13 protein-coding genes are annotated in these 13,204 nt (G+C 64.4%); 9 read left to right on the top strand and 4 right to left on the bottom strand.

The annotated features are described in order from the left end of the window. The first annotated feature begins 364 nt into the window (after positions 1–364). The 8 genes from AABQ55_RS05025 (at position 365) to AABQ55_RS04990 (ending at position 8,029) form a co-directional block, all read left to right on the top strand. Positions 365–2,161, top strand: coding sequence for an acyl-CoA dehydrogenase C-terminal domain-containing protein (locus AABQ55_RS05025; protein ID WP_272804304.1), 1,797 nt, complete (start codon positions 365–367; stop codon positions 2,159–2,161). Positions 2,162–2,348: 187 nt separating this feature from the next. Next, complete coding sequence (locus tag AABQ55_RS05020; RefSeq protein ID WP_272804303.1) at positions 2,349–3,557, top strand: acetyl-CoA C-acetyltransferase; 1,209 nt, start codon at positions 2,349–2,351, stop codon at positions 3,555–3,557. 190 nt (positions 3,558–3,747) lie between these two features. After that, positions 3,748–5,958, top strand: a complete 2,211-nt coding sequence (locus tag AABQ55_RS05015; RefSeq protein WP_272807392.1) for an FAD-dependent oxidoreductase — start codon at positions 3,748–3,750, stop codon at positions 5,956–5,958. A gap of 341 nt (positions 5,959–6,299) precedes the next feature. Further along, entirely contained in the window at positions 6,300–6,509 is a 210-nt protein-coding gene (locus AABQ55_RS05010) for a cold-shock protein (protein WP_244767375.1), read from the top strand. A 115-nt stretch (positions 6,510–6,624) separates the two neighbouring features. After that, positions 6,625–6,912: a cold-shock protein gene (locus AABQ55_RS05005; RefSeq protein ID WP_272804302.1), complete on the top strand. Its 288-nt coding sequence runs from the start codon at positions 6,625–6,627 to the stop codon at positions 6,910–6,912. Positions 6,913–7,061: 149 nt separating this feature from the next. Continuing rightward, complete coding sequence (gene rpsU, locus AABQ55_RS05000; protein WP_244767373.1) at positions 7,062–7,301, top strand: 30S ribosomal protein S21; 240 nt, start codon at positions 7,062–7,064, stop codon at positions 7,299–7,301. Positions 7,302–7,486: 185 nt separating this feature from the next. Then, positions 7,487–7,711, top strand: a complete 225-nt coding sequence (locus AABQ55_RS04995) for a hypothetical protein (RefSeq protein ID WP_244767372.1) — start codon at positions 7,487–7,489, stop codon at positions 7,709–7,711. Between the two features lie 141 nt (positions 7,712–7,852). Continuing rightward, positions 7,853–8,029: a hypothetical protein gene (locus AABQ55_RS04990; protein WP_272804301.1), complete on the top strand. Its 177-nt coding sequence runs from the start codon at positions 7,853–7,855 to the stop codon at positions 8,027–8,029. A 75-nt stretch (positions 8,030–8,104) separates the two neighbouring features. Here the strand turns inward: AABQ55_RS04990 and AABQ55_RS04985 are convergent, their stop codons facing one another. The 4 genes from AABQ55_RS04985 to AABQ55_RS04970 all read right to left on the bottom strand — a co-directional run bounded on the left by AABQ55_RS04985 (position 8,105) and on the right by AABQ55_RS04970 (position 12,098). Continuing rightward, positions 8,105–9,160: a sensor histidine kinase gene (locus AABQ55_RS04985; RefSeq protein ID WP_272804300.1), complete on the bottom strand. Its 1,056-nt coding sequence runs from the start codon at positions 9,158–9,160 to the stop codon at positions 8,105–8,107. Beyond that, complete coding sequence (locus AABQ55_RS04980) at positions 9,161–9,607, bottom strand: response regulator (RefSeq protein ID WP_272804299.1); 447 nt, start codon at positions 9,605–9,607, stop codon at positions 9,161–9,163. It lies immediately after the preceding gene. Continuing rightward, on the bottom strand, positions 9,604–11,100 hold the full coding sequence (locus AABQ55_RS04975; protein ID WP_272804298.1) for a sensor histidine kinase: 1,497 nt from the start codon (positions 11,098–11,100) through the stop codon (positions 9,604–9,606). The genes AABQ55_RS04980 and AABQ55_RS04975 overlap by 4 nt, the downstream gene beginning before the upstream one ends. A 116-nt stretch (positions 11,101–11,216) precedes the next feature. Next, positions 11,217–12,098, bottom strand: a complete 882-nt coding sequence (locus AABQ55_RS04970; RefSeq protein WP_244767368.1) for a DMT family transporter — start codon at positions 12,096–12,098, stop codon at positions 11,217–11,219. Between the two features lie 188 nt (positions 12,099–12,286). On the opposite strand from AABQ55_RS04970, the gene AABQ55_RS04965 reads away from it, so the two are divergent. Continuing rightward, entirely contained in the window at positions 12,287–13,192 is a 906-nt protein-coding gene (locus tag AABQ55_RS04965; RefSeq protein WP_272804297.1) for a DMT family transporter, read from the top strand. Positions 13,193–13,204: the final 12 nt, after the last annotated feature.

Raw genomic sequence — 13,204 nt, 5'->3', positions numbered from 1 at the left:
ATCGCCCCTGTCGGCTCCGGACCGCCTGTCCGGTCGTCACAAAGGGAAGCCGAAATGATTCCCGATCCCATGCCCTCAGGCGTCACAATTCATGAAACATGGTAAACAAGGGGTTAATCGCCCCGGAAATTTTTTAACGATTTGCTCATAGAATGGTCCTCGCGGGGAAAGGCGACCGTTTGCGGCACAGCCATGGGCGCGGGGGATTCCATCCGCCACCCCGCCGGCGACGCTCCACCCCTCCCCGCCCGAGGAAAATTTCACCGCCACGCTACGTTTTGACGTTTACGCAAACGTCAAAGTTTTATAGTATCCCTTGCCAAGGAGCGGACGCATGTCCGCAGGACAGGTGAGGAATCCCAGCATGCCGACCTACAAGGCCCCCGTGAATGACACGCTTTTCATCCTGAACGACGTTCTGGCGCTGGAGCGGTACAACAACCTGCCCGGCTTCGCCGACGCGACGGGCGACATGCTGGAAGCGATTGCCAGCGAGGCCGCGAAGGTGGCGGAAGAGGTGCTGTTCCCGGTCAACCTTTCCGGCGACCAGGAAGGCTGCAAGCGCCATGACGATGCGACGGTCACGGTGCCGAAGGGCTTCAAGCAGGCCTATGATCTCTATCGCCAGGGCGGCTGGATCGGTCTTGCGGTGCCCGAGGAATTCGGCGGCCAGGGCCTTCCCTACGTGCTGCACACCGCCGTCGGCGAGTACATGTCCTCGGCCAACATGGCGCTCACCATGTATCCGGGCCTGACGCAGGGCGCGATCGCCGCGATCCTCGTGCACGGCTCCGAGGAGCAGAAGGCCGCGTATCTTCCGAAGATGGTGGAAGGCGTCTGGACCGGCACCATGAACCTGACGGAGCCCCATTGCGGCACCGATCTCGGGCTCCTGCGCACCAAGGCCGTGCCGCAGGCCGACGGCTCCTACAGGATTTCCGGCCAGAAGATCTTCATCTCCGCCGGCGAGCACGACATGTCGGAGAACATCGTGCACCTGGTGCTCGCCCGCATCGAAGGCGCGCCGGAAGGCACCAAGGGCATCTCGCTCTTCATCGTGCCGAAATTCCTGCTCAAGGAAGACGGCACGCCGGGCGCGCGCAACACGGTTTCCTGCGGTGCCATCGAGCACAAGATGGGTATCCATGGCAACGCCACCTGCGTCATGAACTATGACGAGGCGACCGGCTACCTCATCGGGGCGGAGAACAAGGGCCTCAACGCCATGTTCGTGATGATGAACGAGGCCCGTCTCGGCGTCGGCCTCCAGGGCCTGTCGATCGCCGAAATCGCCTACCAGAACGCCGCCGACTATGCCCGCGAGCGCCTGCAGGGCCGCTCGCTCTCCGGCGCGAAGAACCCCGCCGGCAAGGCCGATCCGCTGATCGTCCACCCCGACATCCGCCGCGCCCTGATGACCATCAAGGCCTGGACCGAGGGCGGCCGCGCCTTCACGCTCTGGACGGCGCTGAAATCCGACATCGCCCACCGCGCTGCCGACGAGAAGGAACGCCAGGCCGCCGACGACATCCTCGGCCTGATGACGCCGATCCTCAAGGGCGTGCTGACCGACAAGGGTTTCGACCACGCCGTCATGGCCCAGCAGGTCTTCGGCGGCCACGGCTATATCGAAGAGCACGGCATGAGCCAGTATGTGCGCGATGCGCGCATCGCCATGATCTACGAGGGCGCCAACGGCATCCAGGCGCTCGACCTCGTCGGCCGCAAGCTCGGGCTGAACGGCGGGCGCGCCGTCATGGCCCTTTTCAAGGAGATCGGCGATTTCTGCGAGGAGAACCGGGGAGACGAGAAGCTCGCCTATTTCACCAAGCACCTGAAGAAGGGCTTGAACGACCTCCAGGCGTCCACCATGTGGTTCATGCAGAACGCCATGGCCAAGCCCGACAATGCCGGCGCCGGCTCGACCGACTACATGCACCTCTTCGGCCTCGTCGTCATCGGCTACATGTGGGCGAAGATCGCCAAGGCCGCCGAGGACGGCCTTGCGGCCGGCGCGGGCAAGCGCGAGGACTTCTTGAAGAACAAGCTGGTCACCGCGAAATTCTTCATGGAGCGCCTGATGCCGGAAACCGCGCTGCGCAAGGCCCGCATCGAGGCCGGCGCCGACACGATGATGGAGCTTCCGGCCGAGGCGTTCTGACAAGCCTTCCCGCAAAGGAGCGGGCTTCACCGCCGTACCGGCATGGAACGGAAAACGGCCCTGCGATTCTTCTTCCCCGTGCGAGGGAGAGGATGGCCGGCAGGCGAGAGGGGGTTGCCGTCAGCGCAAATCCCCGCGACAGTTTCGAACGACAGGGCGCCACCGCGCCGCCAGGGAGAAGAGACCAATGACCGACGTCTTCATCTACGATCATGTGCGCACCCCGCGCGGGCGCGGCAAGAAGGACGGCTCGCTGCACGAAGTGCCGTCCGTGCGCCTTGCCGCCAAGGTGCTGGAGGCGGTGCGCGACCGCAACGGGCTCGACACCGCCAAGGTCGACGACATCGTCATGGGCTGCGTCGATCCGGTCATGGATGCCGGCTCGGTGATCCCGAAGGCCGCCGCCTTCGAGGCGGGCTATTCGACCCGCGCGCCAGGCATGCAGATCTCGCGCTTCTGCGCCTCCGGCCTCGACGCCGTGAATTTCGGCGCGGCGAAGATCGCGCAAGGGGCGGACGACATCGTCATCGCCGGCGGCGTCGAGAGCATGTCGCGCGTCGGCCTCGGCATGTCGGGCGGCTCCTGGTTCATGGATCCCTCCGTCAACTTCCCGGCCTATTTCATGCCGCAGGGCGTCTCGGCCGATCTCATCGCCACCAAGTACGGCTTTTCCCGCGACGACGTCGACGCCTATGCCGTCGAGAGCCAGAAGCGCGCGGCGCAGGCCTGGCAGAACGGCTATTTCAAGAATTCCGTCGTGCCGGTGAAGGATATCAACGGTCTCACCATCCTCGCCCATGACGAGCACATGCGCCCCGGCACGGACATGCAGGCGCTCGCGCAGCTCCAGCCGTCCTTCCAGATGCCCGGCGAGATGGGCGGCTTCGAAGCCGTCGCCATCCAGGCCCATCCGGAAATCGAGGGCATAAACTACGTGCACCATGCCGGCAACTCCTCCGGCATCGTCGACGGCGCCGCCGCCGTCCTGCTCGGCTCGAAGGAAGGCGGCGCGATCCTCGGCAGGAAGGCGCGCGGGCGCATAAAGGCCTTCGCCAATATCGGCTCCGATCCGGCGCTCATGCTGACCGGCCCCGTCGACGTCACGGAGAAGCTGCTCGCCCGCACCGGCATGCAGCTTTCCGACATCGATCTCTTCGAGCTGAACGAAGCCTTCGCCGCCGTGGTGCTGCGTTATATGCAGGCCTTCGACATCCCGCACGACAAGATCAACGTCAACGGCGGGGCCATCGCCATGGGCCATCCGCTCGGCGCCACCGGCGCGATGATCCTCGGCACGGTGCTCGACGAGCTGGAGCGCCGCGACCTCAACACCGCCCTCGTCACGCTCTGCATCGGCGCCGGCATGGGCACGGCGACGATCATCGAACGGGTCTAGAGGGCGTGCGCATGAAAGCCCTTCACCCCGCCTCCGCTGCGCTCGGCGCGCCCACTCCCCGCAAGCGGGGCGAGGGGGACCGGCGACGGCGCGGCAAGTCCCTTCTTCCCGTTCACGGGGAGAAGGTGCCGGCAGGCGGATGAGGGGCGATAGCCGCCTCGCCAGAGAGATTTCAGGGAAGAGGAATCCCATCATGAGCTACAAGAATTTCACCATCGAGACCGACGCCGACGGCATTGCGCTGGTCACCTGGGACATGCCGGAAAAGTCGATGAACGTCTTCACCATCGAAGTGATGGACGAGCTCGACAGGATCATCGACCAGGTCGCGGCGGATGGCGCGATCAAGGGCGTCGTCATCACCTCGGGCAAATCCTCCTTCTCCGGCGGCGCCGATCTTTCGATGATCCAGGCGAGCTTCGACCTCCTGAAGGAGGCTCAGGCGAAGGATCCGGCCACCGCCGTCGAAAAGCTGTTCGAAGCCACCGGGCGCATGACCTGGCTGTTCCGCAAGCTGGAAACCTCGGGCAAGCCCTGGGTCGCCGCCATCAACGGCACCTGCATGGGCGGGGCCTTCGAAATGTCGCTCGCCTGCCACGGCCGCGTCGCCTCGAATGCCAAGTCGGTCAAGATCGCGCTGCCCGAGGTGAAGGTCGGCATCTTCCCGGGCGCCGGCGGCACCCAGCGCGTGCCGCGCCTCGCCAATGCGCAGGATGCGCTGCAGATGATGACCACCGGCTCCTCGCTGACCGCGGCGCGCGCCAAGGCGATGAACCTCGTGCATCAGGTCGTGGAGCCCGACCAGCTCATCCCCGCCGCCAGGCAGATGATCAAGGACGGCCTGAAGCCCGTCCAGCCCTGGGATGAAAAAGGCTTCAAGGCTCCCGGCGGCGGCATCTGGACGCCGGCCGCGGCGCAGCTCTGGCCCGCCGCGCCCGCCATCCTGCGCCGCGAGACCGCCGGCAACTATCCGGGTGCGCTCGCCATCCTCAAATGCGTCTATGAAGGCCTGCAGGTGCCCTTCGAGACGGGGCTGAGGATCGAGCAGCGCTATTTCACCCACATCCTCCAGACGACCGAAGCCTTCTCCATGATCCGGTCGCTGTTCATCTCCATGCAGGAGCTCGGCAAGGGCGCCCGCCGGCCGGCCGGCCAGCCGAAGGCGGAGTTGAAGAAGGTCGCCGTCGTCGGTGCCGGCTTCATGGGCGCCTCCATCGCCTATGTGACGGCCGCCGCCGGCATTCCGGTCGTGCTGATCGACCGCGACCAGGAGGCCGCCGACAAGGGCAAGGCTGTCTCGCAGGGGCTCGTCACCGGCGCGATCGGCAAGGGCCGCATGACGAAGGAGGACGGCGAGACGCTGCTCTCCCTCATCACGCCGACACCAGACTATGCCGCGCTTGCCGATGCGGACCTCGTGATCGAGGCCGTCTTCGAGGACCGCAATGTCAAGAAGGACGTGACCGAGAAGATCGAGGCGGTGCTGCGCGAGGACGCGATCTTCGCCTCCAACACCTCGACCCTGCCGATCACCGGGCTTGCGAAGAATTCCAGGCGCCCGGAGCAGTTCATCGGCATCCACTTCTTCTCCCCGGTCGACAAGATGATGCTGGTGGAGGTCATCCTCGGCAAGGAGACGGGCGACCGGGCGCTTGCCACCGCGCTCGATTACGTCGCGGCCATCAAGAAGACGCCGATCGTCGTCAACGACACGCGCGGCTTCTACGTCAACCGCTGCGTCTTCCGCTACATGGCCGAGGCCTATGACATGCTGATCGAAGGCGTGCCGGCGGCGATGATCGAGAACGCCGCCAAGATGGCCGGCATGCCGGTCGGGCCGCTGTCGCTCAACGACGAGGTCGCCGTCGATCTCTCCTACAAGATCTTCAAGGCCTCCATCGCCGATCTGGGGCCGCAATCGGTCGATCCGCGCCATATGGACCTGGTGACGAAGCTGGTGGAAGGCGAAGGCCGCCTTGGCCGCAAGGCCGGCAAGGGTTTCTACGACTATCCGCCGAAGCCGGCCAAGAAGAAGCTTTGGCCCGGGCTGAAGGACCTCTACCCGCAGCAGAAGCCCGAGGATGTCGATGTGACGGTGCTGAAGGAGCGCCTGCTCGTCACCATCGCGCTGGAGGCCGCGCGCACCATGGAGGAGGGCATCGTCACCGATCCGCGCGAGGCCGATGTCGGCTCCATCCTCGGCTTCGGCTTTGCGCCCTATACCGGCGGCACGCTGTCCTATATCGACGGGATGGGGGTGAAGGCCTTCGTGGCGCTGTGCGAAAAACTCGCCGCCAAGTATGGCAGCCACTTCCAGCCGACGCCGCTGCTGAAGGACATGGCCGCCAAGGGCGAGACCTTCTACAGCCGCTTCGCACCGGAGGCCAAGAAGGCGGCCTGAACGAGCCTCACGGACAAGAAAGGGTGGCCTGGGCCGCCCTTTCCTCGTTTGGCACCGTCAATTCCATCTCCCGATCCACGAAAAATAAAACGGCTCGACCCGTAAATTAATTTCGAGAAAAATCAGGAAATCATTGCGCTTTTTGGCCTTTTCTCCGATCTGATTCCAGAAAAATTCCCACCGACCATTGCACTTTCCGAAATAAACTTTATATAGAACATATCGAAAACTGCTTGCGACCTTTGTCTTCGAGCTAACCAGCTCTGTCAGATTTCCTTTCAAGATCGATCAAAACGGACAATGTATCGTCCGGTTACACTAGCGATGGAAAGGATATCGTTATGAATTCAGGTACCGTAAAGTGGTTCAACAGCACCAAGGGCTTCGGCTTCATTCAGCCTGACGACGGCGCGACGGATGTGTTCGTCCACATCTCGGCTGTCGAGCGTTCGGGCCTCGGCTCGCTCGCCGAGGGCCAGAAGGTCAGCTACGAAATTGTCCGCGACCGCAAGTCCGGCAAGAATTCGGCCGACAACCTTCGCGCCGCATAAGATTGTCATTCTGCCCGCCGACCACGGATGTACTGGCGGCGGAGCGTTCGAATGACGGGAAGAGGTCGGGGTCACGCCCGGCCTTTTTGTTTCCATAGCCCCGAAGGAGAAGGTCATGAGCCGGAAAACCCATGCCGTCGGCGACCATGTCGTTCTGAAGGCCGGCCTGTCCCGCACGGCAACGGGCGCGCGGACGTGCCGGATCGTCGGCGTCCTGCCGGCCGACCATGGCGAAGCCCAGTATCGCGTGCGGCTCGACAACGAGAATTTCGAGCGGCGCGTCGTCCATAGCGACATCGATGCCGACGAGACCGCCGCGCCCGCGACGCGCAAGGCGGGGACGACGGTTGCCGGCAAGGGCGGCCCCTGGCTGAAGCCGTCGAGCATCCGCATCGGAAAATGACGCCGCGGAGCCTGCGGCCGCTTTGCGACCACGGGCCAAACGCGTTGCGCGGGCGCGGTGCCTTGAAACCATCCCGCGCAGGTCGATGACGCTGTGGCGACATCGTCCACCCCCCAGTGCGGCGCAAGCCGCGAGAGAAAGGACATATCGTGCAGGTTCTCGTCAGAGACAACAATGTCGACCAGGCGCTTCGCGTACTGAAGAAGAAGATGCAGCGCGAAGGTCTCTTTCGCGAAATGAAAGCGCGCAGCGCCTACGAGAAGCCGTCCGAGAAGCGGGTCCGCGAGAAGGCCGAAGCCGTGCGCCGCCAGCGCAAGCTCGCCCGCAAGAAATTGCAGCGCGAAGGTCTGCTGCCCGCGCCCAAGCGCGCGGTGCGTCCGGCCCGCTAGAGCATTTCCAGCTGAAGCGAAGTCGCTTCGGCGTCGGATAATGCGGCAAAAACAAGAATCCAGAACATTTTCGGTGAACCGGAGTTCACCGGAAATGTTCTAGAGCAGTTGCTTCTACGCAATCGTGAACGCAAACCGCTTCGCCCTTTGCCGGAACTGCCCTGACGATCCAGAAAGGAGAGGTCATGACCGCAACCAAGGAAAAATTCTTCAATCCCGTCAAGCTTTCCGCGCAGGACAAGGCGGCGGCGACCGACCAGACGGCGCGCACCATCATCGCCGCCGAAGCGACCGCGCGGGACAAGAAGACCGCCCGGCTGCGCGCCCTGCGCCTGCAACAGGAGCCGGTCGAGGCGGAGCCCAAGCCGCCCCGCAAATCCCGCAAGCGTACAGCGCCCGCAGCCACCTGAACCGGATGCGCATATCGGCTCCGGGGATGGGACATTTTTTCCTGTTCCATGCGGAACAGCGCGGGGCGGGGGGATGTGAGACCTTCTGATCACCGGATGAGAGAGGCTCATCCTCAACCAGAGATCAGGAGAGACCCCCCTATGCGCAAGATCATCGTTTCCGCCGCCATCGCCGCCGTTGCCGCCATCTCCTTCGCCGCCCCTTCGCAGGCCGGCTACTATAGCTACGGCTACAAGCCGCACTGCTTCATCAAGAAGGTCAAGGCCTACGACTACTACGGCAATGTCATCTTCAAGAAGATCAAGGTCTGCAAGTAAGCGTCCCCGGCACAGACCTTTGAGCGAAAGGCCCGGAGCCCAGCCTCCGGGTCTTTTGCCGTCCGGTGTTCCGCGCTACGCCTGCCGCGCGGCATCGGCCATGCGCACCAGCAGTTCGGCACGCGTGCCGACGGTGCGGCTTGCATAGGCGAGCTTCGCGCCGAGGCTCGACGCCATGGCGCCGATGATCTTGGAGCCGAGACCGGTACCGCGCACCGGGCCCTCGCCGCGCCAGCCGATGCCGTCGTCCTCGACGAAGAGCAGCGCGGTTTCAGGGTCAAGCCGGGTGAAGCCGACCCGCACCTCGCCGCCGGTCTCGCCATAGGCGTATTTGAAGGCATTGGTGACGAGCTCCGTGACGATGACGCCGAGCGAGACGGCCCTGTCGGTCGGCACGTGCAACGGCTCCAGCATGCGGTTGAGCCGCACATTGCGGCCCTGGCCCTTCATCGACGTGTCGAGCTCGGACAGCAGCGTCGAGAGATAGGCGCCCATGTCGACATGGCGCACATCCTCCGACGTATAGAGCCGGCGATGGATGCCGGCGATGGCCGTGATGCGGGCCTGTGTCTCGGAGAGCGCTTCCTTCACCGCCTCGTCGGATGCGCTCGACATCTGGAGACGGATGAGGGCGGCGGCGAGCGCCAGCGAATTGCCGACCCGGTGGTTCACCTCGGCCAGCAGCACCTCTGCCCGTTCCTTGGCGGCGCGGATCTCCTGCTCGGCCCTGAGCTTCGCACGCTTCAGCTCGGCATTTTCCAGCGCCTGGCCGAGCGCATTGGCCAAAAGCGGCATGAAATCCTCGCCGACCGACTTGATGACATAGTCGGCCGCGCCCGCCTTCAGCGCCTCGACGGCGACCTGGGCGTCGTTGGAGCCCGTCACATAGACGACCGGCACCGCACCCGGCGCATCGACCAACTCCCTCAGGAAGGAGAGTCCGGTGCCGGATTGCAGGAAATGGTCGAGCACGACGGCATCGAAACCACCTTCGGCGAAAAGCGCGCGGCCGTGCTCCACGTCCTCGGCATGCAGCACCTCGTAGCCGAGACGGCCGAGCGCGCGCTCGGCGAGCCGCGCCAGAATCGGATCGTCGTCGATATAGAGGATGCGGGCGGCGCCTTCCTTCATTTACTGCGTCTCGGGAATCTGTATCACGGAGAAGAACAGGCCGAGCTGGCGGATCGCATGGGCGAAGCTCTCGTATTCCACCGGCTTGGTGATGTAGACGTTGGCGCCGAGATCGTAGCAGCGCTGGATCTCCCGCTCGTCGTCCGTCGTCGTCAGGATGACGACCGGCAGGCGCTTGGTGTGGACATTGGTCTTGATGCGCTGGAGGATATCGATGCCGGACATGTCCGGCAGGTTGAGATCGAGCAGGATCAGCAGGAACTTGCCGGCGCTGGCAAGGCCCGACCGGTCCTTGCCGAGCACGAAATCGAGCGCCTCCGTGCCATTGGTGAAGGGCACGACCTCGTTGTGCACGCCGGCGCGGCGGATGTTCTTCTCGATGAGGCGCGCATGGCCCTCGTCGTCCTCGATCATGACGATGGTGACTTCCTTGCCCAGACCGTTCATGCCTGCATACTCCTGACTACTTTGCTGAGGTCGGGCGGCAGACGGAGCACGAATGTCGTCCCCTGCCCGAGTTCGGATCGGACGACGATATCACCGCCAAGATTGCGCATCAGTGAACGCACATGCGCAAGGCCGATGCCTTCGCCGGGCTTGTCCTGGGTGCCCGAGCGGCGGAACAGTTCGAAGACCCGTTCGTGATCTTCGGGCGCGATGCCGCGGCCATTGTCGGTGAACTCTATGACGAAGCCGGCGCGCCCGCCATTCTTCGCGGTGACGGAGATGCGCAGCGGCCGGTCCGGCGAGCGGTACTTGATGGCGTTGTCGAAGAGGTTGCCGAAGACCTGCTCCAGCGACAGCCGGTCGGAAATGACGGTCGGCAGCTTGTCGTCGATGGTGACCTCGCCGTCGGATTCGCCGACCTGATGCCCCACGGCCGCCGCGCCCGCCTCGACCAGCGCCTTGACGTCCACGCGCTCGATCCTGAGCTCCCGCCGCCCGTCGCGCGAAATCTTCAGGATGGCATTGATGAGGCCGTCCATCTTCTTGGTGGAGGAGCGGATGAAGCCGATCGCCTCGGGCAGGTCTTCCGAAGCCGCGCGGCGCGCCTCGAGAATGTCGCCTTCGCTCGGCGCCTTGCCGTCGGCCAGCACATAGCTCTGGATGGCGGCGAGCGAGGCCTGCAGCTCGCTGGTAAAGCCCATGATGTTGACGAGCGGCGCGCGCAGGTCGTGCGTCACGATATAGGCGAAGCGCTGCACCTCCTGGTTGGCGCGGATCAGCTCCTCGGTGCGCTCGTCCACCCGCCTTTCCAGCGTGGCGTTCAGCGTCTCGACCTCGCGGCGGGCGACGATGATGTCGCGGGTATATTGCATAATGACGGCGGCCGCGCCACCGAGCACGCCGATGATGGCGATGGCGCCGATCACCGTCGTCCATTGCAGCGCGCTGGCGGACCGGAGCGTATCGACGACGCTTTCCTCCAGACTCCGGTCCGCATCGTCCATGATGGAGCCGATTTCGACGCGAAGCTCATCCATGAGGACGCGGCCGCGATCGGTCTTGACCTCCTCGATAGCCTCCGCCTGGCGGCCCTGCTCCATGAGACTGACGGTTCCGGCAAGCTCCGCCAGCTTCTGCTCGACCAGGGTGCCGACCCGCGTCGCCCGCTCGGCATATGCGGGAAGGCGCATCGCCTTCTCGAGGAAGACCTTTTCCTGTTCGGCGACGCCGCGCAGCGCATCGTCATAAGGGGCCCGGAATGCGGTGTCGCCTGTTATGATGAAACCGCGCTGGCCCGTTTCGGCATCCTTCAGGATGGACAGGAGATCGGCGGCGGCACTGCGCGCCTCGCGCACCTCGATGAAGCCGGCGAAATAGCCCTGCACCTTGCTGACGAGCCAGAGCGACGTGCCGACGATGCCAAGCAAGGCAAGCATGCCTGCAATCAGCAGGATAACTGTCGAGCGCACGAAGGCGGCGTTCGAAATCGGCATCTACTCCCCCGGTTCAAGCCGTCCACAGGACGGCGACAATATCGTTGTCATGACCGCTTGCAACCAACCAGTGTGATGAAAACGGAATTCTTTTGGTTGTTTCGTTACTTAAGAAGTCAAATCCGGGCCCGGAAGCGCCCTGCGAACCGTTCGCTGGCGATGATGACCATGCCGGCGGAAAAGATCAGCGTGGCGCCGACGAAGACATTCGAGCCGGGCACGTCGCTCCAGATGAGATAGCCGAGCACGAAAGCCCAGACGAGCGAGGAATATTCGAAGGGTGCGAGCACGGAGACCGGCGCCCGGCGCATGCCCTCGAACATCGCGAACTGCCCCAGGCCGGCAATCACCCCGGTTCCCGCCATCAGCGCCAGGTCGAGCAGCGCGACCGGCTGCCAGACGAAGGGCAGCGCGACAGCGGTGAAGAGGAGGAAGAAGCCGCTCGATATGGTCACCTGCACCTGCGTGCGCTCGTGCAACGCCGTCTTGCGCAAGAGCACCGTCGCGATCGCCCAAAAGATGGCAGCCTGCAGGGCGAGATAGACAGGCAGCGAAAGCCGCAGGCCCTCGGCCGCCACCCCGCAGGCGACGACCACGCCGACGAAACCGATCACCACCGCGAACCACCGGTATCCCGGCACCTTCTCGCCGAGGATCGGCACGGAGAGGATCGTCATGACGACCGGCGAGGCATAGTAGAGCGTCGTCAGCTCGGCAAGGCCGAGATCGCGCGCGGCGGTGTAGTAGGACAGCCAGGCGGCGAGCAGCAGCAGGTTGCGCAGGAAGAGCGGCTTCAGCACCGGCGAGCGACGCGCGCTTTGCAGAAGCGGGCGCCCGCCGAAGGCAAGACAGAGTGCGAAGATCGTCAAGCTGCGCACGAACAGGATCTGCCAGACCGGCAAGGCCGCGACGAGCCATTTGACGGTCGCATCCTGCAAGGAGAACATGAAATAGGCGAAGGACGTCAGCAGAATGCCGGAAGAGACGGTCTTTTGCACGGAATGGGCCTCGAAGGCGCGGAAACGCCGCGCTCCGCCTTGATAGCGCGCCGCTCGATGCAGCGAAAGAGGCTGAAAATCACGGGGGGAGGAAATTTTTCCCACTGCGGTGAATCCTGCCGCGAAAAGTCCGCTGCGCCGGCAAGTTTCGGCGTGCAAGCGGGGCCGCACAGGTATATGCGCGAGCCATGGACTCCAAACGCACCGGCTACCTCTTCACCCTGCTTGCCATCCTGATCTTCAGCCTGCAGGACGCGATCTCGAAACATCTCGGCAGCCTCTATCCGCCGGTTTTCATCGCCATGCTGCGCTTCTGGGCCTTCGGCGCCTTCGCGATGGCGCTGGGCGCGCGCAGCCCGGGCGGACTGAGGGTGGCGGCGGCGACGAAACGGCCGGCGCTGCAGATCCTGCGCGGCGTGCTCCTCGCCTGCCAGATCGTCGTCACCATCACCGCCTTCACCACGGTCGGGCTTGCCCATTCGCAGGCGATCCTGGCGTCGGGGCCGATCTTCGTCGCGCTCCTGTCCATGCCCCTGCTCGGCGAAAGGGTCGGCTGGCGGCGCTGGACGGCGATCAGCGTCGGGCTCTGCGGCGTCCTGATCATTCTCAACCCGGGCGGCGGAGGCTTCGACATGGGCGTCCTGCTGCCGCTGGTTTCCGCGCTCATGTTCGCGGTCTATGTCATCGCGACCCGCCTCGTCAGCCGGGACGACACCGCCTCGACGAGCTTCTTCTACATCGGCGTGGCCGGCGCGGCGGCGATTTCCCTCGTCGGCCCCTTCTTCTGGACGAACCTTACCCCGGGCGACTGGCTGTGGATGGGCCTGCTCTGCATCACCGGCATGTCGAGCCACTATTTCCTGATCCGCGCCTACGACCTGCTTGATGCCGCCGCCGTGCAGCCGCTCACCTATCTCCAGGTCGTGCTGGCGGCGATCATCGGCGTCGGCATCTTCGGCGAAACGCTGAACCTCAACATGGTGCTCGGCTCGGCCATCGTCGTCGGGGCCGGCATCTTCACCGTGTGGCGCGAGAGCGTGGTGGCACGCCGCCGGGCGGCGGAAAACCTGCCTGGAAAGCACACAGGAAAATAATCCTTTTTTCTT

Origin of the sequence: Shinella sp. WSD5-1, assembly GCF_963942435.1 — a bacterium.
GTDB classification, from domain to species: domain Bacteria; phylum Pseudomonadota; class Alphaproteobacteria; order Rhizobiales; family Rhizobiaceae; genus Shinella; species Shinella yambaruensis.
The sequence above is the reverse complement of the archived record's forward strand: the minus strand, read 5'-3'. Positions and strand labels throughout refer to the sequence as shown.